Consider the following 23,034-nt stretch of genomic DNA (forward strand, 5'->3'; position numbering starts at 1 on the left):
GAAGAAAAAATCAACTGATCCTAATCAGACAGACTCTTCTTTATTCCATAGTATCAAAAGCGAGACTTGGTTTGGCATTGAGGTCCAAGCCTGCGAAGTTTTCTTTATTCCACTCGCTGACGCTGGCATAGGCAATCATTCCTGCATTGTCTCCACAAAGACGCAGTGGTGGGATGATGACCTTGACATCTGTGATTTCGGCCGCTAGGCGTTCTCTGAGACCTTTATTGGCTGCCACACCACCTGCCACGACAAGGGTTTTAACAGGGTATTTCTCCAAGGCTTTCTTGGTTTTAGCCATAAGAATATCCATGACTGCTGCTTGGAAGGAAGCACACAAGTCCTCTGTAGACAGACTTTCTCCCTTTTGCTCGGCATTGTGGTGAAGATTGATAAAGGCAGACTTCAAACCTGAGAATGAAAACTCTAGATTATCTTCCTTAATCATGGCACGGGGGAAATCATAAATATCCTGTCCCTGATGAGCTAGCTCATCAATCTCACGACCTGCAGGATAGGTCAAGCCCATGACACGGCCGACCTTATCATAAGCCTCACCAACCGCGTCATCTCGCGTTTCTCCAACAATCTTGTAGTCACCAGCCTCGGAAACATAGACCAACTCCGTATGTCCACCGCTAACCAAGAGGGCTAGCAAGGGAAACTCCAAAGGCTCCACACTCTGAGCGGCCATGAGGTGGCCAGCCATGTGGTTAACGGGAATCAGCGGAAGTCCATGCGCCCAAGCAAAGGCCTTGGCAGCCGACAAACCAACTAGCAAGGCTCCGACCAAGCCTGGTCCATAGGTAACAGCCACAGCTGTCACGTCCTCTTCCGTAATCCCTGCTTCTGCCAGTGCCTCCTCGATGCAGGCTGTAATGACCTCGACATGGTGACGACTGGCTACTTCCGGCACTACGCCCCCAAAACGTTTGTGACTCTCGATTTGACTAGCAATGACATTGGACAAGAGCTCATCGTCGTTTTTCAAGACGGCGACACTGGTCTCATCACAGGATGTCTCAAATGCTAAAATATATCTATCCTTCATCTATTTCTCTCTTCATGATAATGGCGTCCTCGACTGGGTCATGGTAGTAGGCCTTTCGCTCAGCGATGACTGCCATCTTTTCTTTCTTGTAAAATGCTTGCGCTCGTTGATTTGACTTTCTGACTTCGAGGAAAATCTCCTTGTCTGTCGGCAATTGAGCAAACAAGGCCGAGGCAATACCCTGGACCTGATAGGCTCCTTTAACAGCAATTTGCAGGACTTCTGCTTCAAAAAGATTCTCCTGCACGGCTAGAAAGCCAATCACTTCTGCCTCATCATAAGCCAGAGCATACCAAGTCTGGTCTTGAGCCAGGTCTGCTTGGATTTGCTCCAAAGTCCACGGGCTGACTGGGTAAACATCCGCCATGATAGCATAGATTTCTTGAGCCAAGTCAGACTGCTGCTGAGTTCGTTTGATTTCTATCATAGGCGTTTAATGTAGGACTCACCAGACTCGGTATGGTTCTTGAGCCAGTTTTCCTCAGCCTCAACACGTTTGAGGTAGTTGGGTACAAAATCATGCAAGGAGTCTGCTTCCTTGTCCCAAGCCAAAAGAGCAAGATTGGCTGCATTAGGCAAGGTTTCTTTGTAATTAGTCCTTGGTAAATGTTCTTGAATCTGCTCCACAAAGGCTCCAACTTCTCCGACAAAGGTTACCTGACTAGCACCCTTAACTTTCTCTAACACTTCTTCAAAAGATTGGTGCGCTTCTGGCATGACAGGTTTAGCATTTTCATAAAATCCTGCATAAACATTGTTGCGACGCGCATCCATCAAAGGAACGAACAAGCCTTCTTGTTGGTAGGGCACCAGAGCCAAGAGGCTAGACATACCAACTAACTCAATGTTCAGGGTATGAGCCAAAGTCTTGGCAGTGGCTACCGCGATTCGCAAGCCTGTATAGCTACCTGGCCCTTCCGCCACCACAATTCGGTCCAAATCCTTGGGTGTCCAATCCAAACTTGCCATCAAAAAATCGATGGCAGGCATGAGGGTAATACTGTGATTTTTCTTAATATTAATCGTCGTCTCGGCAAGAACCTGCTTGTCCTCTAAAATAGCGAGAGAAAGAGCCTTGCTGGACGTATCAAAAGCTAATACTTTCATAACACATTCCTATCTTTTTGTCTGCTTACTATTATACTACAAAAGCTGGCACATGGGAATTTTCTTTGCCCCCAAACAAAAAGCCCCAGCATAAGCAGGGCATCTAAGCACTTAATCCAAAGTAAAATACAAACCAAACGACATAGGTTACAAGGAGGATAAAAATTGAATAGAGCGTCACAAAGGTAATTTTCCACAAGAACTTGGTTTGTCGTCGTTCCAGTTTGGCAAATAGAAGATTCCCCGCATAAACGCAACAACAAAAACAATAAAAGCTACCAAGCGAGCTCCGATAGCAAAAGCAAATAAGTTATACATAGGGCAACCTCCTTGACTTAAAATCTATATGGAATTAAGACAAGCAATAAATTTCACTTCCGTTATCAATATAACACATTTTTATTTTTTGCAAGCGTTTACTCGACGAATCGCCCCATTACTTTCTCGTTTCTGTCTTTTACTAATCTTTCATTTTGTGGTATAATTGAAATAATTGTAACGAATCAAGGTCAATCTAGACACAAAATGGAATGAAATCAAGCAAATCTCTGCTAAAAGTTTGGAATAAGCTGACCTGTAAATAGAAAGGAACTATATGATTTACAAAGTTTTTTATCAAGAAACAAAAGAACGTAGCCCACGCCGTGAAACAACACGCGCACTTTACCTAGACATCGATGCCAGCTCAGAACTTGAGGGTCGTATCGCTGCTCGCCAACTTGTCGAAGAAAATCGCCCAGAGTATAACATCGAGTATATCGAACTCTTGTCTGACAAATTGCTAGATTACGAAAAAGAAACTGGCGCCTTCGAAATCACGGAGTTCTAATATGGCCTATACTCTTAAACCTGAAGAAGTCGGCGTTTTTGCCATCGGTGGTCTGGGAGAAATCGGGAAAAACACATACGGGATTGAATACCAAGATGAGATTATCATCGTCGATGCTGGGATTAAATTCCCAGAAGATGACTTGCTGGGTATCGACTATGTCATTCCTGACTACTCTTACATCGTGGACAATATCGACCGCGTCAAGGCTGTCTTAATCACACACGGACACGAGGACCACATCGGTGGGATTCCATTCCTGCTCAAGCAAGCAAATGTCCCGATCTATGCTGGACCGCTTGCCCTGGCTTTAATCCGTGGAAAACTCGAAGAACACGGCCTCCTGCGCAACGCCAAACTTTACGAAATCAACCACAACACTGAGTTAACCTTTAAAAATCTCAAGGCAACTTTCTTTAGAACCACTCACTCTATTCCAGAGCCTTTGGGGATTGTCATTCATACTCCTCAAGGAAAAATCGTTTGTACGGGTGACTTCAAGTTCGACTTTACTCCAGTTGGAGAACCTGCAGACTTGCACCGTATGGCTGCCCTTGGTGAAGAAGGCGTGCTCTGTCTCCTGTCTGACTCAACAAATGCGGAAGTACCAACCTTTACCAACTCTGAAAAAGTCGTTGGCCAGTCCATCATGAAGATTATCCAAGGCATCGAAGGACGTATCATCTTTGCATCCTTTGCCTCAAATATCTTCCGTCTCCAGCAAGCAACAGAAGCTGCTGTTAAGACTGGGCGCAAGATCGCTGTCTTTGGTCGTTCTATGGAAAAGGCCATTGTCAACGGAATCGACCTTGGCTACATCAAAGCTCCTAAGGGAACCTTTATCGAGCCAAATGAAATCAAAGACTACCCTGCAGGCGAGATTCTTATCCTCTGTACAGGTAGTCAGGGTGAACCTATGGCGGCCCTCTCTCGTATCGCCAACGGAACCCACCGTCAGGTACAACTCCAACCAGGCGATACGGTTATCTTCTCTTCTAGTCCGATCCCTGGAAACACTACTAGCGTCAACAAGCTGATTAACATCATTTCTGAAGCTGGTGTCGAAGTTATCCACGGTAAGGTTAACAATATCCATACATCTGGACACGGTGGTCAGCAAGAGCAAAAACTCATGCTCCGCTTGATTAAGCCAAAATACTTCATGCCTGTCCACGGTGAATACCGCATGCAAAAAGTCCACGCTGGACTAGCGGTAGATACTGGTGTTGAGAAGGACAATATCTTTATCATGAGCAATGGTGATGTGCTTGCCCTTACTGCTGACTCAGCTCGTATTGCAGGCCATTTCAACGCCCAAGATATCTATGTAGATGGAAATCGTATCGGTGAAATCGGTGCTGCTGTCCTCAAGGATCGTCGTGATCTATCTGAAGACGGTGTCGTTCTGGCAGTCGCAACTGTTGACTTCAAGTCGCAGATGATCCTGTCTGGTCCAGATATCCTCAGCCGAGGCTTTGTCTACATGAGAGAATCTGGTGACTTGATTCGCCAAAGCCAGCGCATCCTCTTCAATGCAATTCGTATCGCACTGAAAAACAAGGATGCTAGCGTGCAATCTGTCAATGGTGCCATTGTCAACGCTATTCGCCCCTTCCTTTATGAAAATACAGAACGTGAACCGATCATCATCCCGATGATCCTCACACCAGACGAAGAATAAAGCAAGAAAACAGCCCCGAAGACGGAGCTGTTTTTCTCTATGCTTTCTTTTGAGATTGAAACTCAATAAAAATCGAAATCAGACTAGAAGGCTCGGCGAAAGCATAACTTGAGTTAGGTGAGCCGAAGCCGACGACGTATCATTTTGATTTTTGAAGAGTTTTAGAAATACTACGATTTTTACCTTCAAGATACACCATCAAAATAGAAATATCTGCTGGGTTTACTCCCGAAATACGGCTGGCTTGGCCGATGGTTTCTGGATTGATAAGTTTGAACTTCTGACGGGCTTCTGTTGCGATAGAATCAATGTCATCCCAGTCGATATTGGCTGGAATGCGTTTTTCTTCCATACGTTTCATCTTAGCAACCTGATCCATGGCTTTAGAAATATAGCCTTCGTACTTGATTTCTGTTTCAATCAATTCGATAATCTTGTCATCCAAGTCCTCTGCAGCTGGTCCGATGAAAGCCACCACATCTTGATAAGAAACTTCTGGACGACGAAGGAATTCCTTGGCTGTCACTGCATCGGTCAACGGCTTGAAGCCCATCTCCTCAACCTTGGCATTGGTTTCCTTTACTGGCTTGAGTTTGATGCTGTCTAGGCGCTTCATCTCATTGTCAAATTGATTTTTCTTGATTTCAAAACGAGCCCAGCGTTCATCGTCAACAAGGCCAATCTCGCGTCCCATCTCTGTCAAACGCATATCGGCATTATCATGGCGGAGAATGAGACGGTATTCAGCACGACTGGTCAATAGACGGTAGGGTTCAATGGTTCCCTTGGTCACCAAATCGTCAATCATCACCCCGATATAACCGTCACTGCGCTTCAAAATCAATTCAGGCTTGCCTTGGATTTTCAAAGCCGCATTGATACCCGCGATAATCCCTTGGCCAGCAGCCTCTTCGTAACCTGACGTTCCATTGGTCTGACCAGCAGTGAAAAGTCCGGAGATTTTCTTGGTTTCCAGAGTCGCACGTAACTGGTGCGGCAAGACCATGTCATACTCAATGGCATAACCTGTTCGCATCATCTCTGCATTTTCCAAACCTTTGATAGAATGAACCAGCTCACGCTGTACATCCTCTGGCAGACTGGTTGATAGGCCTTGAACATAGACTTCCTCTGTATTGCGACCTTCTGGCTCAAGGAAGAGTTGGTGGCGTTCCTTGTCCGCAAAGCGCACAATCTTGTCCTCAATTGACGGACAGTAACGAGGCCCTACTCCCTTGACCACACCTGTAAACATAGGCGCACGGTGGAGGTTGTTTTGGATAATCTCATGACTAGTACCATTGGTATAGGTCAACCAGCATGGCACTTGATCTTTGACATAGTCCTCATCACGCGAGGTATAAGAGAAGTGGTTTGGTGCTTCATCTCCTGGCTGAATCTCTGTCACATCGTAGTTGATAGAGGAAGCCTTGACACGTGGAGGGGTTCCTGTCTTGAAACGACCGATTTCGAGGCCCAGTTCCTTGAGATTGTCAGCAAGGTTAATAGAAGCTAGGCTGTGGTTAGGTCCTGATGAGTACTTGAGATCTCCGATGATGATTTCCCCACGAAGAGCAGTCCCTGTCGTCACAATAACAGCCTTGGCAGCATATTCTTGATGGGTCGCTGTACGCACACCGACAACCTTGCCGTCTTCCACCAAAATCTCATCAATCATAGTCTGACGAAGGGTCAGATTTTCTTGATTTTCAACCGTCTTGCGCATTTCCTTGGAGTAAAGCTCCTTGTCAGCCTGCGCACGAAGGGCACGAACGGCAGGACCTTTCCCAGTGTTGAGCATCTTCATCTGGATGTAAGTCTTGTCAATGGTTTTGGCCATCTCGCCACCGAGGGCATCAACTTCACGCACGACAATCCCTTTGGCAGAACCACCGATAGAGGGGTTACAAGGCATGAAAGCCAGCATTTCAATGTTGATAGTCGCAAGCAAGACCTTACAGCCCATACGGCTAGCGGCCAAGGAAGCCTCGACCCCAGCGTGTCCCGCACCAATTACAATAATATCGTATTCTTCAGTAAAATGATAAGTCATGTTTCTCTCCTATTCCACTCACTTTTTCTACAAATATCAATCAGTTTCCATAAAAACTTAATATTACATTCTCTTTGAGTTTTTGTTTTTGTGAAATCTATTTTCAACATACCCCACAAAAAACTTATTGATAGCTTATGTTCCTCATTTACATAACTATTGTAATAAGAAAACACACCAAATAATATTCGTATATTACAATCTAAGTTTCTATTTTCAGAATCTAAAATTTCCACTTCATCCTCTTCATTTTTTTCAATATCTTCTAAACTATCATCATTTATTTTAAGTTCTAACAAACATCCTGTTAAAAAGGATAAAACTCTCTGTTTCTTCTCAACTTCCTTAAATTGAGGAAAATAAATACTTTTGGTAAAAAAATGAATTCCTACTACTGTTATACAAACAATTGCTATAACTATAAAGGAAGGATCATATTGATTGCTATCAGGAACTTTCCCAAAACTTAAAAACACTGCTAAAATAGGTGTTAGTGTCATAATTGACAATATTTTATCAAATGTATATTTACTTCTTTCTATTTCTAATTCAATACTCTTTGATAGTTCGTCAATTGTCTTCTGTAATAAGCTTTCCTCTACCTCTATCCCATACTTTTCATGAAACTTCTGTTTAAAACGTCTATATTTTTGCAATTGTACTTTCATATGATTGATCTTCTGTTGTTCTTTATTAAAAAGAGAAATGCAGTAGATAGTCACACATACTGATACAAACATAAGAGCTGCTGAAATCTTAATACCCAAAATATTTTTAAATAGAATTGTTGCTACAAAAATCAGATAAAAAACAAGTGCTGCGCTTGCAAAAAAAATTAACATTTTTCCTTTTTTTGTATAGCTAGACTTCTGCAATTTCAAAAATTTTAACACAAATTTATACAATTCGTAACTTAAGTTATTGATATACATTTAATTTCCCCCATGAAATCACACAAAAACAGTCAAAACTCCAAAGAAGTGCAGGACAAAAAAGCCTGCAACATCCATGAGCTTTGACCATCATTTCTATTGCTTTTATTATTGTAGCAAATTGAGAAAATTTGTCAATCTAAATGTACTGACAAACTTGTCCATCGCGGTAAGCATTATCAATCAAGCCACCACCTAGACACTCTTCGCCCTCGTAAAAGACAACTGCCTGTCCTGGTGTAATCGCGCGTTGCGGTTCTGCAAAGATGACCTCTGCCTTATCTCCTTTGACATGGATGGTCACCTTCGAATCAGGCTGACGGTAGCGGAATTTTGCTGTGCATTCTAGCGTAAATTCCTCTGGCATCTCACGAGTAAAGTGAACTTGACTAGCTTCTAGGCTAGTTGACATGAGCGAGTCATGGTAGAAACCTTGACCGACATAGAGGATATTCTTGCTTAGGTCTTTTCCGACAACGAACCAAGGGGCATTGTCACCACCGTGTTGCCCACCGATACCAAGTCCACCACGCTGACCAATCGTATAGTACATAAGCCCAGCATGCTCGCCCATATCGCGACCATCCACAGTCATCATGCGACCAGGCTGAGCTGGCAGGTAGTTGCTGAGGAAATTTTTAAAGTTCTTTTCTCCGATAAAGCAAATCCCTGTCGAGTCTTTCTTCTTAGCAGTCGCAAGGCCTGCTTCTTCTGCTAGTTTTCGCACTTCAGGCTTTTCCAAATGTCCTAGTGGGAACATGGTTTTTTGAAGTTGTTCTTGCGAAAGTTGGCTGAGGAAATAGGTCTGATCCTTGCCATTGTCCACGCCACGAAGCATATGAACAGTACCATCTTCATCACGCGCCACTCGGGCATAATGCCCAGTCGCTACATAGTCTGCCCCCAAGGTCATGGCATAGTCCAAAAAGGCCTTGAACTTGATTTCCTTGTTGCACATCACATCTGGATTCGGCGTACGCCCTGCACGGTATTCCGCTAGGAAATACTCAAAAACGCGGTCCCAGTACTCTTTTTCAAAATTGACAGAGTAGTAGGGAATGCCGATCTGGTCTGCCACCGCAGCCACATCCTTATAATCTTCGGTCGCCGTACAGACGCCGTTTTCATCTGTGTCATCCCAGTTCTTCATGAAGATACCGATCACATCGTAGCCCTGCTCCTTGAGCAAGAGAGCCGTCACCGACGAATCAACACCACCACTCATCCCCACGACAACACGTGTTTTAGAGTTATCACTCATGGTAAGTCTCCCATCTATTCGTTTATTCACGATTGAAGGTCGTGTGTGCTTCAACGATTGAAGGTCGCTTGAGCAGTATTCATTATAACATGCTTGGTTAGAGAAGACAAGAAAGAGGCTGATAATCTGACATTCTATTTGATAGAAACAGAAATATAATTACAAAAAGGGTAATGAACAGTTAAATCTCGATTCTACTTATAAACTTATTTATAAAATAAGCTAAAAATGATATACTGTAATGAGGAGGAAGTCGTACATGATCCCTTTAAGATACTACCATCCATGTACGTAGTACGATTGTGAAAAACTACAAAGATATTCTAACATCAAAAAATACTATTTTTACTATCATTATTGTTGTAGGTCTTGGACTTTTAATAGGTTTAGTCATTCATCAAGAACATATCCAAGCAGAGAGAGGGAACATCGCTCTCAGCAAACAACATAAGGATGGACAAGATGTCGAACAAGTAAAAAATGCTATTAAAAACTTCAATATTGATTCTGAAACGATTATAGAGGATTGGAAAAAAATTCAAGAATTAAAGCCTACCACTGACGAAGGCAAAAAGACATTAACAGATTTTCTTACTTCTACGGCCGATAAAATCACTAATCATTATACTGAAAAAGCTTTAAAATTGGATATAAAGGAATCCGATAGCCAGTTTGAAGATAAACAAGCACTTGAAACAGCCATCACTTCCTTACAAAAAATACTAGAAATTATTAAAAGTGTCAACTCCACAAGCGAACAAGCTACTATTGATGAAAAAATAAAACCCATTCAAGAACTGATTTCAAAATTCCAAAAGCAAGCTGAAGTCTTGACCAAAAAAGAAGAAGAACAAAAGTCTAATAAAAAAGAAACAGAAACGACTAGTAACGTTGAGGGAAGAGAAAGCTATTCTTCAGAAGGAGGTAGCTACACTCCAAACTATACTGAGTCAAATAGGAACAGATATAATTCACAAGCACCTGCAAGCGAGCAATATTCATCTGATAGTGCTAGAAGTGGGGGAAACACTGCTGTCAATACACGAGATCAAGTTACTGATACTGCAGGAGCCCAAGGAGATACGAATACCAATAATAATAGTAATAATGCTGAAGTTCCCGATGCTAACAGTAATAATCGCACTAATTCAGCTGGAGAAACTCCAGAATCTCGTCAGCCGTAAGCAATCTGTTATTACTACTATTTAAAAATTGTCTTTTGTCAAATAAAAGCACACAAAAAGAGCCATCAAAGGCTCTTTTTCTATTTCTTAATACCAACCGTTGTTAAGCCAGAAGTTTTTAGCAGCTGACCATGAACCGTAACGTCCTGCAACGTAGGCATCTGCTACACGTTCTTGGTTTTCAGCTGAGTAGTCACCGTTCAAGTATGAATCTGTCAATTGGTAGCGTCCGATGTATTGGCCATTTGTAGCTGTGTAGCTACCGCCTGATTCTTTTTGAGCGATCCATTCTTTAGCTTCTGCTTCAGATCCGCTTACAGTTGCAGCTGGTGCTGAAGCTTCTGTTGTAGCAACATTTTCTTCTGCTGCAGATGCGCTTGCCACTGGAGCTGCTTCTTCTGCTACTTCTGTAGTTTCTGCTACTGGAGCTGAAACAGTTTCATCTTGAGCTGCTGGTGCTGCATAAGTAGTTTGCGCTGGTGTTGCAACAGGTGCTACAGGGCCATCGATAACCAACTCTTGACCAACATAAATCAAATGAATGTTGTCAATGTGGTTGTTTTCTGCCAATCTCTCAACAGTTGTGTTGTGAGTTTCAGCGATTTCTGAAAGTGTATCACCTTCTTTAACAGTGTAAGTTGATGATTCTTGAGCAGATACAAATGATGGAGCAAATACTGCAAACAAAGCAGCTACTCCTGCAAGAGTTGTTTTAATCTTTTTAGTTGTTGATTTCATATTTGAAAATTCTCCTTCTTTCTATAGTTCTATCATACCCTTTAAATATTACCGTTTCTTGACACTTTTATGTAGAAATATTACAAAATTATTTTTTATTTCCCTAAATAAGCTATTTTTTGTTACAAAAGATGCTTTTTTATGCTATTTGTAGTGTAAAAAGGTTTTCATCCACAATTAAAGCCAAGACCTTCATTCTTTGATATAATAGAGATAAGAATTTTTATAAGGGGAAACTGATGAAATCACTTCGTTTTCAATCTGTCTTTGATATCATCGGACCAGTTATGATTGGCCCATCTAGTAGTCATACCGCTGGTGCTGTTCGTATTGGGAAGATTGTCTCTTCCATCTTTGACGATACTCCGACAGAAGTCGAATTCCAACTTTTTAACTCATTTGCCAAGACCTATCGTGGTCACGGAACAGACCTAGCCCTTGTTGCAGGTATTTTGGGCATGGATACAGATGATCCTGAGATCCCAAACAGCCTGGAAATTGCCCACAAACGTGGCATCAAGATTGTCTGGACCATTCAGAAAGACAGCAATGCCCCTCACCCAAACACCACTAAAATTACCGTCAAAAATGCTCACAAGACCATCAGCGTGACTGGTATTTCTATCGGGGGAGGGAATATTCAGGTAACCGAACTCAATGGATTTGCCGTCTCTCTCAATATGAATACACCGACGATCATCATCGTTCATCAAGATATTCCAGGTATGATTGCCCTTGTTACGGAGGCTCTTTCCCGCTATGATATCAATATCGCCCAGATGAACGTTACTCGTGAAAAAGCTGGTGAAAAAGCCATTATGATTATCGAAGTTGACAGTCGCAACTGTGATGAGGCCATCGAAGAAATTAGGAAAATCCCTCATCTCCACAATGTCAATTTCTTTAAATAGGAGGAAGCATGTTTTATTCTATCAAAGAATTGGTCGAGCAAGCAGATCTGGACTTTCAAGGAAATGTCGCAGAACTTATGATTACAACAGAGTTTGAATTGACCGGTCGCGAACGTGAAGAAGTCTTCCTTCTCATGGAACGCAATCTGGAAGTCATGAAAGCCTCTGTCCAACTTGGCCTCAATGAAAATAAATCTCGTAGCGGCCTGACAGGTGGAGATGCTGCCAAATTGGATCACTACATTAAAAACGGAAAAACTCTGTCAGATTACACGATTCTCTCTGCTGCCCGAAATGCCATTGCAGTCAATGAACACAATGCTAAAATGGGCTTGGTTTGTGCCACTCCGACCGCAGGAAGTGCTGGCTGTCTGCCTTCCGTTCTCACTGCTGCTATTGAAAAATTAGACCTCAGCCACGAGCAACAGCTGGATTTCCTCTTTGCTGCCGGTGCCTTTGGACTAGTCATCGCAAACAATGCCTCTATCTCAGGTGCTGAAGGTGGCTGTCAGGCCGAGGTTGGTTCGGCCTCTGCTATGAGTGCTGCAGCCTTGACTCTAGCTGCCGGTGGAACACCTTATCAGGCTAGTCAGGCCATTGCCTTTGTCATTAAAAATATGCTAGGCCTCATCTGTGACCCTGTTGCCGGTTTGGTCGAAGTTCCCTGTGTCAAACGTAATGCCATGGGAGCTAGCTTTGCCTTCATCGCAGCAGATATGGCCTTGGCAGGTATCGAATCTAAAATCCCTGTGGATGAGGTTATCGATGCCATGTACCAAGTAGGTTCAAGCATGCCAACTGCCTTTCGTGAAACAGCTGAAGGTGGACTCGCTGCCACCCCTACTGGTCGTCGTCTCCAAAAAGAAATTTTCGGAGAATAAGCTTATCAAATAGGAGAAATCATGACCTCTATTACCGCTATCTTTTTCGATCTGGATGGAACCCTCGTTGACAGTTCTATCGGGATTCACAATGCCTTTACCCATACCTTTAAGGAGCTGGGGGTGCCTAGCCCTGATGCCAAAACTATTCGTGGTTTTATGGGACCGCCCCTTGAAAGTAGTTTTGCGACCTGCCTTCCCAAAGAACTAATCTCTGAAGCCGTGCAGATATACCGTTCTTACTACAAAGTAAAAGGCATCCATGAAGCTCAACTCTTTCCTCAGATTATAGACTTGCTTGAGAAGTTATCGAGCAGTTATCCACTCTATATCACCACTACAAAGAATACCCCTACCGCTCAAGACATGACTAAAAACTTGGGAATCCATCATTTCTTTGATGGCATTTATGGTTCCAGCCCTGAAGCACCCCATAAGGCAGATGTCATTCGCCAAGCCTTACAGACACATCAACTAGCCCCAGAACAAGCCATTATCATCGGTGATACCAAGTTTGATATGCTGGGAGCTCAAGAAACAGGCATTCAGAAATTGGCCGTCACTTGGGGATTTGGAGAGCAAGCAGATCTACTAAACTATCAACCTGATTATATCGCCCACAAACCCATAGAAGTTTTGGAGTATTTTCAATAACATAGACTGGGCGACAACCCCATTTCAGAAGAAAATGGAGCAAGTCTCTACATAACAAAACGCATATTACCAAGATTCTTCAGACCTGATAATATGCGTTTTTCTTTTTTATTCAACGTGGGTTGTTTGATTGGCAAAGGCGATAATAGCTTGCTTCAACTCATCTCCACTAAGAGTGCGGAACTCTTCAATCTTTTGATCGATGGCTTCTAGAGGCATGACATTAACCTTACCAACGAAAATCTTATCCATAACTTGATTGTCAACAAGTTCGGTTGATACCAAGAGTTCTTCGTAGAGTTTTTCACCTGGGCGGATTCCAACTTCAACGATTGGAATTTCGCTTTCGGTGTGTCCACTTAGAAGGACCATTTTCTTAGCCAAGTCATAAATCTTGACTGGTTTGCCCATATCAAGGATAAAGACTTCTCCATCTTTGGCATAAGCACCAGCATGGATAACCAGACGGCTAGCTTCTGGAATAGTCATAAAGTAACGGGTCATGCGGAAGTCTGTCACCGTGACAGGACCACCTTCAGCAATCTGACGTTCAAAGACTGGAATGACACTACCACGGCTACCAAGTACATTCCCAAAACGAACTGCACAGTAGGTTGATTGGCTACGTTGGTTAAATCCAGTGACAATCAACTCAGCCACGCGCTTGGTTGCTCCCATAACATTTGGTGGATTAACCGCCTTATCTGTCGAAATCATAACCATCTTAGGTACTTTGGCTTCATCAACAGCCTTAGCAACATTGTAGGTTCCACGGATATTGTTTTTGAAGGCTTCTTTTGGATTGCGCTCCATCATCGGAACGTGCTTGTGAGCAGCCGCATGATAAACAATAGCTGGCTTGTACTGCTCAAAGACTTGCAACAAGCGATCATAGTCTTGAATGTCCGCAATCACAGGTACATAATCAATCCCTTGGAACTTACGAATCAATTCATGATAAACAAGGTAGATTGAATTTTCCCCATGACCGAGCAAGACGATGCGTTCAGGATTGAATCGACTAACTTGGCGACAGATTTCAGAACCGATTGAACCACCAGCCCCTGTAACCAAGATTGTTTTTCCAGTAAGTTCTGCTCCCAGACGCGACTCGTCAAGACGAATTTCCTGACGTCCCAAAAGGTCTGTGATATCAATCTTCTGGAAGCCTCCACCTGCTTGGTGAAGTCCTTGAACAACCGTTTCAACTTTAGGCATCTTGTAACATTTGACACCCAGTCTATTACACATCTGCAAGATACGCTCATATTCTGACGGGTCAAGTGACGGAATCGCAACGATAACACGCTCGATTTGATGGCGTTTGGCTAATTCAGGCAGATCATCATATGAACCCAAAACAGGGATTCCACCAAGTTTTTGGCCCTTTTTCTTAGAATCCTTGTCCAAAATACCAACAAGTTCTAATTCACTAGTTGGATGTTGGTAACTATCCATAAAGAGAGCTCCACCATCACCGGCACCAATCAAGAAGGTCCGACGGTGTTCTCCATCACCACTTCCCTTTTTTCGTTTAGAGTAGATTAACTGCCAAGTAATCCGTGGCAATAAAATCAAGAAAGTACTCAATAAGATAAAGAGCACGATAAAACGGATGGAGAAGAGGGGCAAGAAGGCATAGCAGATACTATATGACAAGATACTGCTAGCAGTCACACCAAAAAAGATTTTCATGAAATCCGTAATCTTGCTGTAACGACTAATACTAGCGTTCAACCCCCAAAATCCAATCATCAATTGATAGAACAGGAAGGCCAAACTCGTATAGATAATGTAGTCAACAGGTGCTGGATTAATCAAGCCGTAGAATAAAATATAAGATACAATGATGGAAACCACCATACTCAAAATATCAAATATTCCCCAGAAAACCTGTTTTTGTTGTTTATTTAAAATTTCCACCAGATCAATCACATAATCTGTGAGTTTTTTATTCATAGAAATTTACTCCTCCTTAAAAGAGCTGAATAGTTATATTGTTATTATAACACTTTTTCTCTAGTTTACGATTTGCTACAATCTTTTACTTGCTTTTTCGTAACAGTTTCATAAAAATAAACTGTCGGACAAATCCGGGACAAAGGGCAACAACCATCTGAATGGCAACACTCTTGGCATATTCCATGTAAGAAATTTGTCCTCGCTTCAGCATGCGCTGACGAGCTTGACGATAGAGTTTGAGATAACGCAGTCCCCCACGACGCTCAAACATTCCTGCTCCAACACGAACCTTACACAAGATTTGATCCAGATTTCCAGTCTTAGCTCCTGCAGCAATCATATTGAGCCAGAGGAGGTCATCCTCCATATAAAGGCCATCCTCATAGTTGCCTGCCTTGAGAACCATGTCCTTCTTGAACATGACAGTCATGTGGTTAAAGGCACTTCTCATCCTTTGATAAGCTACAATATCTGCATGCTGGGTTGGAACACGACGGTAAGAAACAATCTCATCAGGATTGTCAATAAACTCTGCAATATGTCCACCTAATAGGTCGAGCTTCTCCTTCTCCATTAGCTGAACCTGTTTCTCAAAACGGTCTGGAACAGCTATATCATCCGTATCCATACGAGCGATGATGTCGTACTGACACTGCAAAACACCCTGTCGAAGAGCCAGACCCAAACCTTGATTCTGCTCAAGAGGGCAGCGTTTCACTGGAATTTCAGACTGGGCTTCCACCTGGTCTAATACCTGATAGAGCTCAGGTGTCAAAGGCCCATCCTCAACCAGAACTAACTCGCTCGGTTTCAGGGTCTGATTTTGAACACTCTCAATAGCATCCTTTAAAAATGTCGGATTTTCCTTAATATAGACCGACATCAATACGCTGATTTTTTGCTTTTCAGACACAGTTTTTCTCCAATGTATAGATTTCCTTCCACTATTTTATCATAATTTTCAAGACTTTCCCATTTTTATCTTGAAAGCCAGAAACCTTACTTGACATTATAGGGAAAAAGCCTTAAAATAAGCTGTTATTAAAATCAGCTAGGAGAGGTATTATATGAAAAAGCAATCACTCTTTTTTGTTCCAGGTATTATCCTGATTGGTGTTTCCTTGCGGACTCCTTTTACTGTTTTACCTATTATTTTGGGAGATATTTCGCAAGGGTTGGGAGTAGAAGTTAGTTCGCTTGGTGTCTTGACCAGCCTTCCTCTCCTCATGTTTACCCTCTTCTCACTCTTTTCTACCCGACTGGCTCAAAAAATTGGCTTGGAGCATCTCTTTACCTATAGCCTTTTCTTCTTGACCATCGGTTCTCTCATTCGACTAATCAATCTGCCCCTACTCTATCTAGGAACCTTGATGGTTGGGGCAAGTATCGCAGTCATCAATGTTCTGCTTCCTAGTCTCATCCAAGCCAATCAACCAAAGAAAATTGGTTTTCTGACTACCTTATATGTAACCTCTATGGGGATTGCAACGGCTCTGGCCTCCTATCTGGCTGTGCCTATTACACAAGCCAGTTCTTGGAAAGGACTTATCATCCTCCTCACCCTGCTCTGTCTAGCAACTTTTTTAGTATGGCTCCCAAATCACCGCTATAATCACAGACTGGCTCCACAAACCAAACAAAAAAGCAAAGCAAAGGTCATGCATAATAAACAGGTCTGGGCAGTGATTGTCTTTGCCGGTTTTCAATCCTTGCTCTTTTACACCGCTATGACCTGGCTACCTACCATGGCTATCCATGCAGGCCTATCCAGTCACGAAGCTGGCTTGCTGACTTCTATCTTCTCTCTGATTAGCATTCCTTTTTCAATGACCATCCCAAGCCTAACAACCAGCTTATCTACTCGCAACCGTCAGCTCATGCTCACTTTGGTTTCACTAGCTGGTGTGGTCGGCATTTCCATGCTCTTTTTCCCAATCGGTAATTTCTTTTACTGGCTTGCCATCCATCTCCTCATCGGAACCGCAACCAGCGCCCTCTTCCCCTATCTCATGGTCAACTTTTCACTCAAGACAAGCGCTCCTGAAAAGACAGCTCAATTGTCTGGCCTTTCTCAAACAGGAGGCTATATCCTAGCAGCCTTTGGGCCGACTCTCTTTGGATACAGTTTTGATCTTTTCCACTCTTGGGTACCAGCTGTAGCTGCTCTCTTGCTCGTAGATATCCTGATGACTGTGGCCCTCTTTACAGTGGACAGAGTTGATAAAATCCTTTAATTTTGCTAAAATACTTCTCAGGTATAAATAATGCAAAGCCAGACTCTGTCTGGCTTTTTTGAGGTATTGATAAAAATTTATAGTCTAAGATGTCTTAATTCTAGATTAACAGGTTATTTTGTGATAGAATATAATTGCGTATGATTAGATTTTTGACTTGTGTGTTCGCAAGTATTAACAACAATGTTATAGGAATGTTTGGCTTCACCTGGTGTTATTAGCTTCAGGATACATTAGGATTTCTATTGACAATCTTGTTCGCGTAAGAGTTATCATACGCTTTTTTTATGAGGAAAAATGATGACCAAATTTAATCAACTACAGACAAAAGATGATTTTGCTAAACTACTTGGCTTGAAAAGTGCTAAATACATCAATTATTTATTGTACAATATAAAAACTGATAATTTATATACTACCCTCACTATTCCTAAAAAGAATGGTGGAGAAAGAGTTATACACGCTCCTAAAAAAGAGTTAAAATTTCTTCAGAAAAAATTAGCTGATATTTTATGGGAGTGCTACCTTGAAAGCTTGGAATCTAAATCTAAGGACAAAAATTTTAAAATTCCAGTACTATCTCATGCATTCGAAAAGGGGAAAAGTATTATTACCAACTCTCAAATGCATCGAAACAAGAAATATATTCTTAATATTGATTTGAAGGACTTTTTTGATTCTTTTAATTTTGGACGAGTAAGAGGCTTCTTTATAAAAGATCGAGATTTTGCTGTTTCACCAGAAATTGCTACTGTAATTGCACAAATTGCATGTTATCAAGGTAAGTTACCACAAGGAGCCCCATCTTCTCCAATCATTACAAATTTAATCACTAGAATTCTAGACTATCGAATTGTCAAAATTGCAAAAAAATATCGTTTTACATATTCCAGATATGCCGATGATATGACTTTTTCGACTAATCGTGAATTAAACTCCAACAAATTAAGAGCGAGTAAGGAGTTAGAAAACTTTTTAACTGAATTAGAAGAGGTGATTGTCTCATCTGGTTTTGAAATTAATCCTAAAAAAACACGATTGAGCAACAACATGCAACGTCAAGAAGTCACTGGATTAGTTGTAAACAAAAAAATAACTGTAAAAAGAGAATACGTCAAAAATACTCGTGCAATGGCCTTTCAATTATACAAAGATGGAGCTTTTGAAATAGATAAAAAGCCTGGAACTCTCAATCAGCTAACAGGGCGATTTGCTTTTATTTTTCAAATTGAACAATATAACAGCTATTTACTATATAAAAAATCCTTGGTACATAATAATCTGGATTCACAAAAATATTTATTAGGAAGAAATTCATCAAAAAAATCTGAATCAAAGTATTATTTAAAACATATTTTTTATAATCAAGATTTACAAAAAGAATTATTCAACAATACAAGGAATGATACCAATAGTTTAGTTAAAGAATTCTACAGTATTAATAAAGAACAAAAGAAATTATACATGTCTCTATTTAATTCTAGGGAAAAAGAGTATAAAAAATTTTTGTTTTATAAATATTTTTTCGGAAATGATAAACCTATAATTGTTACAGAGGGAAAAACCGATCCACGGTATATTAAAGCAGCTTTAAAAAATCTTTATGAAAATTATCCCGAACTTATTGAAAAAGATGGTGACGATTTTATATTTAAAATTGAATTTCTAAATCGTAGTAATACTGTGGAATACCTATTTAATATCCCAGAAGGTGGAGAAGGTCTCAAGTATTGGTATAATTATTTCTCTAATAAAGAGAAATTTCAAATGGACTCAAAAGAGAAACTGCTATACCCTAATTACATTGAATATTTTCAAAAGCTTACTACAAGAAAACCTCAACACCCAACAATATTCTTATTTGATAATGAACCAAATAATGGAAAAAAGGATGTTAAATCTCCCTTATTTTTGTTTGCGAATCATGCAAAAGACCTTAAGGACCCTCAGAATGAAGAATCGAAAATTTCAGATGATTTAGAAAAAATTAGAAGAGAAAAATCATGTCTTATTAATAAAAAGGGGAGTTTATATATAATGGCAACTCCTTTAATGGATAATATGCATTACGGCAATTCATCTGATATTGAAGACTTATTATTAGCTAGAAATTCGACACCTACTTTAAAAGGAAAAAAATTTCATAAAGACGGGGGGGGCTTATAATTACGGAAAAGAAATTCTTTCAAAGCATGTTCTAAAAAATTATAAAAAATTCGATTTTACTGAGTTTATTCCTTTGCTAGACGGCATAAGAGATAACATCCTAGATTATAAATCATTATTCTAGCTTATCTTTTAAATATAGAATTTTGCTGAATAGCTGATAAAATCCTCTAAACTTCTAGTTTTTACTAGGAGTTTTTTATATATAAAAATTTTACACATTTCTCTTGACAGGGCTTTCTTTTAGATGTACAATGTATGTGTAGAAAAATTATATATAAAAATCTTACACATTAGAAAAGGAGGTTCCCCATGTACTTTCCAACATCCTCTGCCTTGATTGAATTTCTCATCTTGGCTGTACTGGAGCAGGATGATTCTTATGGTTATGAGATTAGCCAAACCATTAAGCTGATCGCTAATATCAAAGAATCTACACTCTATCCCATTCTCAAAAAATTGGAGGGCAATAGCTTTCTGACAACCTATTCTAGAGAGTTCCAAGGTCGCATGCGCAAATACTACTCCTTGACAAATGGTGGTATAGAACAGCTCGTGACCCTAAAAGATGAATGGGCACTCTATACAGACACCATCAATGGCATCATAGAAGGGAGTATCCGCCATGACAAGAACTGAATACCTGACTCAGCTAGAACTTTATCTCAAAAAACTACCTGAAGCTGACCAAATTGAAGCCATGGACTATTTCAGGGAACTCTTTGACGATGCTGGAGTCGAAGGAGAAGAAGAACTCATCGCTAGCTTGGGAACTCCTAAGGAAGCAGCCCACGAAGTTCTCTCCAATCTTCTCGATAAAAAAATCAATGAGGCACCCGCTCAAAAGAATAACCGACAAATTTTGCATATCGCCTTGTTAGCTTTGCTTGCAGCCCCTATCGGTATTCCTCTGGGAATCGCCATCCTCGTATCCCTGTTCGCAATCCTTGTGGCAGCCTTGACTGTCATCTTGGCTTTCTTTGCGGTTTCCATACTTGGTATCATCGGCGGATTCCTATTTTTAGTTGAAAGTTTTACTGTCCTAGCCCAAGCTAAATCAGCCTTTATCTTGATTTTCGGTTCTGGTTTACTAGCTATCGGTGCTTCTTCGCTGGTTTTACTTGGTATTTCCTATGTAGCTCGCTTCTTCGGTCTACTCATTGTTCGCCTGGTGCAATTTGTTCTCAAAAAAGGAAAGAGAGGTGATCATCATGCATAAATGGACAAGAGGATTTCTCATTTTTGGTGTGGTGACTACTATTATCGGCTTTATCCTGCTCTTTGTAGGCATCCAATCTGACGGGATCAAGAGCCTACTTGCCATGTCCAAGGAGCCTGTCTATGATAGTCGGATGGAAGAGTTGACCTTTGGCAAGGAAGTCGAAAACCTAGAGATTACTCTCCATCAACACGCACTGACCATCACAGACTCTTTGGATGATCAAATCCACATTTCTTACCATCCATCTCTTTCTGCTCACCATGATCTTATCACAAATCATAACGATAAAACTCTAAGCCTCACTGATAAGAAACTGTCTGAAACTCCATTTCTCTCTTCTGGAATTGGCGGGATTCTCCATATCGCAAGTAGCTACTCTCGTCGTTTTGAAGAAGTTATTCTACAAGTTCCAAAAGGAAGAACTCTAAAAGGAATCAACGTGTCAGCCAATCGTGGACAAACCACCATCATAAATGCTAGCCTTGAAAATGCAACTCTCAATACAAATGGTTATCTCCTCCGAATTGAAGGAAGTCGTATCAAAAACAGCAAATTCAAAACACCAAATATCATCAATATCTTTAGCACAGAACTGACAGATAGTCAGCTAGAGTCAACAGAAAATCACTTCCATGCTGAAAAAATCCAAGTACACGGTAAGGTGGAATTGGAGGCGAAAACAGACCTAAACCTCCTACTTTCCGAAGAAGAAAAACAAAGAATCAACTTAGATCTTTCAACAAAACATGGTTCTATTCTTCATTTTGTGAGAGAAGGAAGACGTTCATTTAACAATAAAGAAAACAGAGATGAACATTTAAGCAATCCTTATAAAACAGAAAAAGCTGATGTGAAAGATCAACTCATAGCAAGGGCAGACCAGTATATCTATCTACTCAAAGCAGAGGAACACGAGTCTTCTTCTAGAAATCGTTGACAAAAGCGCTTACATCTGCTACTATGAAAGCATATTTATCTAACTAAAAAGGAGGTTCTACCATGAAACAAGAATGGTTTGAAAGTAATGATTTTGTTAAATCACCAAATGAAAACAAATCAGAAGATTTATCACAAAAAATGATAGATAAAACTGAAGAAATGATAGCCGATCTCGATACACCAATTGAAAAAAATACTCAAGTAGAGGAGGAAGTCTCTCAAGCTAAAGTCGAACTTGAAAACCAGCAAGAAGAGAAAATTGAAACGCCTGAAGACAGTGAATCGAGAACAGAAATAGAAGAAAAGAAAGCATTAGATTCTACTGAAGAAGAGCAAGATCTTTCTGGGGAAACAGAAAAAGTCACTAAAGCTGAAGAGAGTCAAGAAGCACTTCCGCAGCAAAAACCAACCACGAAAGAGCCCCTTCTTATCAGTCAATCCTTAGAAAGTCCTTATATTCCCGACCAAGCTCCAAAATCTACGGATAAATGGAAAGAGCAAGTACTTGATTTTTGGTCTTGGCTAGTGGAGGCTCTCAAATCTCCTACAAGCAAGCTTGAAACAAGTAGCACACACAGCTACACAGCCTTTCTCTTGCTCATTCTGTTTTCTGCATCTTCCTTTTTCTTTAGTATCTACCACATCAAACATGCTTACTATGGACATATAGCAACTATGCATAATCACTTCCCTGAACAATTTGCTTCATTGAATCTCTTTTCGATTATCTCTATCCTAGTAGCAACAACACTCTTCTTCTTTTCATTCCTCTTGGGTAGTTTCGTCGTGAGACGATTTATCCACCAAGAAAAGGACTGGACGCTAGAAAAAGTTCTCCAACAGTATAGTCAACTCTTGGCAATTCCAATCTTCCTCACTGCTATTGCTAGTTTCTTTGCCTTCTTTGATAGCCTACGATTTACAGCCCTCTTGTGTGTGATTAGCATTGGAATCATTCTACTTGCTAGTCTCCATATCATTACAAGGCCAAGTCAAGCAAGTGAAACCGACTCCTTCTATCAGTTATTCTTGTCTGTCCTTGTGAACGGAGTCATTATCCTCCTCTTCTTTGTAGCTGAAGTGGCACTGATTGGGGATTATCTCCGTATCTTAGCCTTTATTTAAACTTCATACTCTTCGAAAATCCCTTCAAACCACGTCAGCTTCGCCTTACCGTAGATATATGTTCCTGACTTTGTCAGTCTTATCTACAACCTCAAAACAGTGTT

General features: G+C 41.0%; 20 protein-coding genes and 2 pseudogenes. 12 read left to right on the forward strand and 10 right to left on the reverse strand.

Annotated elements, in window-relative coordinates; genetic code table 11:
* Positions 1-40: 40 nt before the first annotated feature.
* From tsaD to HMPREF2701_RS06130, 4 genes and pseudogenes are all read right to left on the reverse strand, one after another.
* On the reverse strand, positions 41-1,051 hold the full coding sequence (tsaD, locus tag HMPREF2701_RS06115) for a tRNA (adenosine(37)-N6)-threonylcarbamoyltransferase complex transferase subunit TsaD (RefSeq protein WP_049519242.1): 1,011 nt from the start codon (positions 1,049-1,051) through the stop codon (positions 41-43).
* Positions 1,041-1,478: a ribosomal protein S18-alanine N-acetyltransferase gene (gene rimI, locus HMPREF2701_RS06120; protein ID WP_070482469.1), complete on the reverse strand. Its 438-nt coding sequence runs from the start codon at positions 1,476-1,478 to the stop codon at positions 1,041-1,043. The genes tsaD and rimI overlap by 11 nt, the downstream gene beginning before the upstream one ends.
* The gene (gene tsaB / locus HMPREF2701_RS06125; protein ID WP_070482472.1) at positions 1,475-2,158 is read right to left on the reverse strand and encodes a tRNA (adenosine(37)-N6)-threonylcarbamoyltransferase complex dimerization subunit type 1 TsaB; all 684 of its coding nucleotides are present in this window, start codon (positions 2,156-2,158) and stop codon (positions 1,475-1,477) included. Before tsaB ends, rimI begins: the two co-directional genes overlap by 4 nt.
* 103 nt (positions 2,159-2,261) lie before the next feature.
* Positions 2,262-2,476: pseudogene (locus tag HMPREF2701_RS06130) on the reverse strand (hypothetical protein).
* Between the two features lie 277 nt (positions 2,477-2,753).
* Here HMPREF2701_RS06130 and HMPREF2701_RS06135 point away from each other — a divergent pair.
* Positions 2,754-2,987: a DNA-dependent RNA polymerase subunit epsilon gene (locus HMPREF2701_RS06135; RefSeq protein WP_000639572.1), complete on the forward strand. Its 234-nt coding sequence runs from the start codon at positions 2,754-2,756 to the stop codon at positions 2,985-2,987.
* 1 nt (position 2,988) lies between these two features.
* Positions 2,989-4,668 (forward strand): ribonuclease J1, encoded by a 1,680-nt coding sequence (rnjA, locus tag HMPREF2701_RS06140; RefSeq protein ID WP_033682444.1) that lies wholly within the window; start codon positions 2,989-2,991, stop codon positions 4,666-4,668.
* Between the two features lie 139 nt (positions 4,669-4,807).
* Here the strand turns inward: rnjA and mnmG are convergent, their stop codons facing one another.
* From mnmG to mnmA, 3 genes are all read right to left on the reverse strand, one after another.
* Positions 4,808-6,721: a tRNA uridine-5-carboxymethylaminomethyl(34) synthesis enzyme MnmG gene (gene mnmG, locus HMPREF2701_RS06145; RefSeq protein ID WP_070482474.1), complete on the reverse strand. Its 1,914-nt coding sequence runs from the start codon at positions 6,719-6,721 to the stop codon at positions 4,808-4,810.
* Positions 6,718-7,563, reverse strand: a complete 846-nt coding sequence (locus HMPREF2701_RS06150) for a hypothetical protein (protein WP_148130517.1) — start codon at positions 7,561-7,563, stop codon at positions 6,718-6,720. The genes mnmG and HMPREF2701_RS06150 overlap by 4 nt, the downstream gene beginning before the upstream one ends.
* A 229-nt stretch (positions 7,564-7,792) precedes the next feature.
* Positions 7,793-8,914: a tRNA 2-thiouridine(34) synthase MnmA gene (gene mnmA, locus HMPREF2701_RS06155; protein WP_060627380.1), complete on the reverse strand. Its 1,122-nt coding sequence runs from the start codon at positions 8,912-8,914 to the stop codon at positions 7,793-7,795.
* A 302-nt stretch (positions 8,915-9,216) separates the two neighbouring features.
* Between mnmA and HMPREF2701_RS06160 the strand changes: the two genes are divergently transcribed.
* Positions 9,217-10,098: a hypothetical protein gene (locus HMPREF2701_RS06160; RefSeq protein ID WP_049509908.1), complete on the forward strand. Its 882-nt coding sequence runs from the start codon at positions 9,217-9,219 to the stop codon at positions 10,096-10,098.
* 87 nt (positions 10,099-10,185) lie between these two features.
* Here HMPREF2701_RS06160 and HMPREF2701_RS06165 read toward each other — a convergent pair whose 3' ends face one another.
* A complete protein-coding gene (locus HMPREF2701_RS06165; protein WP_061589650.1) occupies positions 10,186-10,836 on the reverse strand; it encodes an aggregation-promoting factor in 651 nt (216 codons plus the stop codon).
* A gap of 239 nt (positions 10,837-11,075) precedes the next feature.
* Here HMPREF2701_RS06165 and sdaAB point away from each other — a divergent pair, with 239 nt between their 5' ends.
* From sdaAB to HMPREF2701_RS06180, 3 genes are read left to right on the forward strand one after another with little or no spacing between them, the layout of a single operon-like run.
* On the forward strand, positions 11,076-11,747 hold the full coding sequence (gene sdaAB, locus HMPREF2701_RS06170) for an L-serine ammonia-lyase, iron-sulfur-dependent subunit beta (RefSeq protein WP_000838909.1): 672 nt from the start codon (positions 11,076-11,078) through the stop codon (positions 11,745-11,747).
* An 8-nt stretch (positions 11,748-11,755) separates the two neighbouring features.
* The gene (gene sdaAA, locus HMPREF2701_RS06175; protein ID WP_049509903.1) at positions 11,756-12,628 is read left to right on the forward strand and encodes an L-serine ammonia-lyase, iron-sulfur-dependent, subunit alpha; all 873 of its coding nucleotides are present in this window, start codon (positions 11,756-11,758) and stop codon (positions 12,626-12,628) included.
* A gap of 21 nt (positions 12,629-12,649) precedes the next feature.
* A complete protein-coding gene (locus tag HMPREF2701_RS06180; RefSeq protein WP_061589651.1) occupies positions 12,650-13,282 on the forward strand; it encodes an HAD family hydrolase in 633 nt (210 codons plus the stop codon).
* A gap of 108 nt (positions 13,283-13,390) precedes the next feature.
* On the opposite strand, the gene HMPREF2701_RS06185 is transcribed toward HMPREF2701_RS06180, so the two are convergent.
* Positions 13,391-15,241 carry a polysaccharide biosynthesis protein gene (locus HMPREF2701_RS06185; protein WP_070482480.1) on the reverse strand — a complete coding sequence of 617 codons (1,851 nt, stop codon included), beginning with the start codon at positions 15,239-15,241 and terminating at the stop codon, positions 13,391-13,393.
* Positions 15,242-15,326: 85 nt separating this feature from the next.
* On the reverse strand, positions 15,327-16,157 hold the full coding sequence (locus HMPREF2701_RS06190; protein ID WP_049509703.1) for a glycosyltransferase: 831 nt from the start codon (positions 16,155-16,157) through the stop codon (positions 15,327-15,329).
* Between the two features lie 154 nt (positions 16,158-16,311).
* On the opposite strand from HMPREF2701_RS06190, the gene HMPREF2701_RS06195 reads away from it, so the two are divergent.
* The 6 genes and pseudogenes from HMPREF2701_RS06195 (at position 16,312) to HMPREF2701_RS06220 (ending at position 22,930) form a co-directional block, all read left to right on the forward strand.
* The gene (locus HMPREF2701_RS06195) at positions 16,312-17,478 is read left to right on the forward strand and encodes a CynX/NimT family MFS transporter (protein ID WP_070482482.1); all 1,167 of its coding nucleotides are present in this window, start codon (positions 16,312-16,314) and stop codon (positions 17,476-17,478) included.
* Between the two features lie 300 nt (positions 17,479-17,778).
* Positions 17,779-19,768: pseudogene (locus HMPREF2701_RS06200) on the forward strand (retron Ec67 family RNA-directed DNA polymerase/endonuclease).
* Between the two features lie 188 nt (positions 19,769-19,956).
* The gene (locus HMPREF2701_RS06205) at positions 19,957-20,283 is read left to right on the forward strand and encodes a PadR family transcriptional regulator (RefSeq protein WP_000273858.1); all 327 of its coding nucleotides are present in this window, start codon (positions 19,957-19,959) and stop codon (positions 20,281-20,283) included.
* On the forward strand, positions 20,270-20,863 hold the full coding sequence (locus tag HMPREF2701_RS06210; protein ID WP_070482484.1) for a DUF1700 domain-containing protein: 594 nt from the start codon (positions 20,270-20,272) through the stop codon (positions 20,861-20,863). The genes HMPREF2701_RS06205 and HMPREF2701_RS06210 overlap by 14 nt, the downstream gene beginning before the upstream one ends.
* On the forward strand, positions 20,856-21,803 hold the full coding sequence (locus tag HMPREF2701_RS06215) for a DUF4097 family beta strand repeat-containing protein (protein WP_070482486.1): 948 nt from the start codon (positions 20,856-20,858) through the stop codon (positions 21,801-21,803). The genes HMPREF2701_RS06210 and HMPREF2701_RS06215 overlap by 8 nt, the downstream gene beginning before the upstream one ends.
* A gap of 62 nt (positions 21,804-21,865) precedes the next feature.
* Positions 21,866-22,930 (forward strand): DUF6574 domain-containing protein, encoded by a 1,065-nt coding sequence (locus HMPREF2701_RS06220; RefSeq protein WP_070482487.1) that lies wholly within the window; start codon positions 21,866-21,868, stop codon positions 22,928-22,930.
* Positions 22,931-23,034 lie beyond the last annotated feature (104 nt).

Origin of the sequence: Streptococcus sp. HMSC077D04, from assembly GCF_001808785.1 — a bacterium.
GTDB lineage: Bacteria > Bacillota > Bacilli > Lactobacillales > Streptococcaceae > Streptococcus > Streptococcus mitis_BX.

Bases quoted from the DNA above. Each gene is read 5' to 3' on its own strand.
- HMPREF2701_RS06205 (WP_000273858.1), top strand. From the start codon at position 19,957: ATGTACTTTCCAACATCCTCTGCCTTGATTGAATTTCTCATCTTGGCT.
- sdaAB (WP_000838909.1), top strand. From the start codon at position 11,076: ATGAAATCACTTCGTTTTCAATCTGTCTTTGATATCATCGGACCAGTT.
- rnjA (WP_033682444.1), top strand. From the start codon at position 2,989: ATGGCCTATACTCTTAAACCTGAAGAAGTCGGCGTTTTTGCCATCGGT.
- HMPREF2701_RS06210 (WP_070482484.1), top strand. From the start codon at position 20,270: ATGACAAGAACTGAATACCTGACTCAGCTAGAACTTTATCTCAAAAAA.
- mnmA (WP_060627380.1), bottom strand. From the start codon at position 8,914: ATGAGTGATAACTCTAAAACACGTGTTGTCGTGGGGATGAGTGGTGGT.
- HMPREF2701_RS06180 (WP_061589651.1), top strand. From the start codon at position 12,650: ATGACCTCTATTACCGCTATCTTTTTCGATCTGGATGGAACCCTCGTT.
- HMPREF2701_RS06215 (WP_070482486.1), top strand. From the start codon at position 20,856: ATGCATAAATGGACAAGAGGATTTCTCATTTTTGGTGTGGTGACTACT.
- sdaAA (WP_049509903.1), top strand. From the start codon at position 11,756: ATGTTTTATTCTATCAAAGAATTGGTCGAGCAAGCAGATCTGGACTTT.
- rimI (WP_070482469.1), bottom strand. From the start codon at position 1,478: ATGATAGAAATCAAACGAACTCAGCAGCAGTCTGACTTGGCTCAAGAA.
- tsaD (WP_049519242.1), bottom strand. From the start codon at position 1,051: ATGAAGGATAGATATATTTTAGCATTTGAGACATCCTGTGATGAGACC.
- mnmG (WP_070482474.1), bottom strand. From the start codon at position 6,721: ATGACTTATCATTTTACTGAAGAATACGATATTATTGTAATTGGTGCG.
- HMPREF2701_RS06165 (WP_061589650.1), bottom strand. From the start codon at position 10,836: ATGAAATCAACAACTAAAAAGATTAAAACAACTCTTGCAGGAGTAGCT.
- HMPREF2701_RS06195 (WP_070482482.1), top strand. From the start codon at position 16,312: ATGAAAAAGCAATCACTCTTTTTTGTTCCAGGTATTATCCTGATTGGT.
- HMPREF2701_RS06135 (WP_000639572.1), top strand. From the start codon at position 2,754: ATGATTTACAAAGTTTTTTATCAAGAAACAAAAGAACGTAGCCCACGC.
- HMPREF2701_RS06185 (WP_070482480.1), bottom strand. From the start codon at position 15,241: ATGAATAAAAAACTCACAGATTATGTGATTGATCTGGTGGAAATTTTA.
- HMPREF2701_RS06220 (WP_070482487.1), top strand. From the start codon at position 21,866: ATGAAACAAGAATGGTTTGAAAGTAATGATTTTGTTAAATCACCAAAT.
- tsaB (WP_070482472.1), bottom strand. From the start codon at position 2,158: ATGAAAGTATTAGCTTTTGATACGTCCAGCAAGGCTCTTTCTCTCGCT.
- HMPREF2701_RS06150 (WP_148130517.1), bottom strand. From the start codon at position 7,563: ATGTTAATTTTTTTTGCAAGCGCAGCACTTGTTTTTTATCTGATTTTT.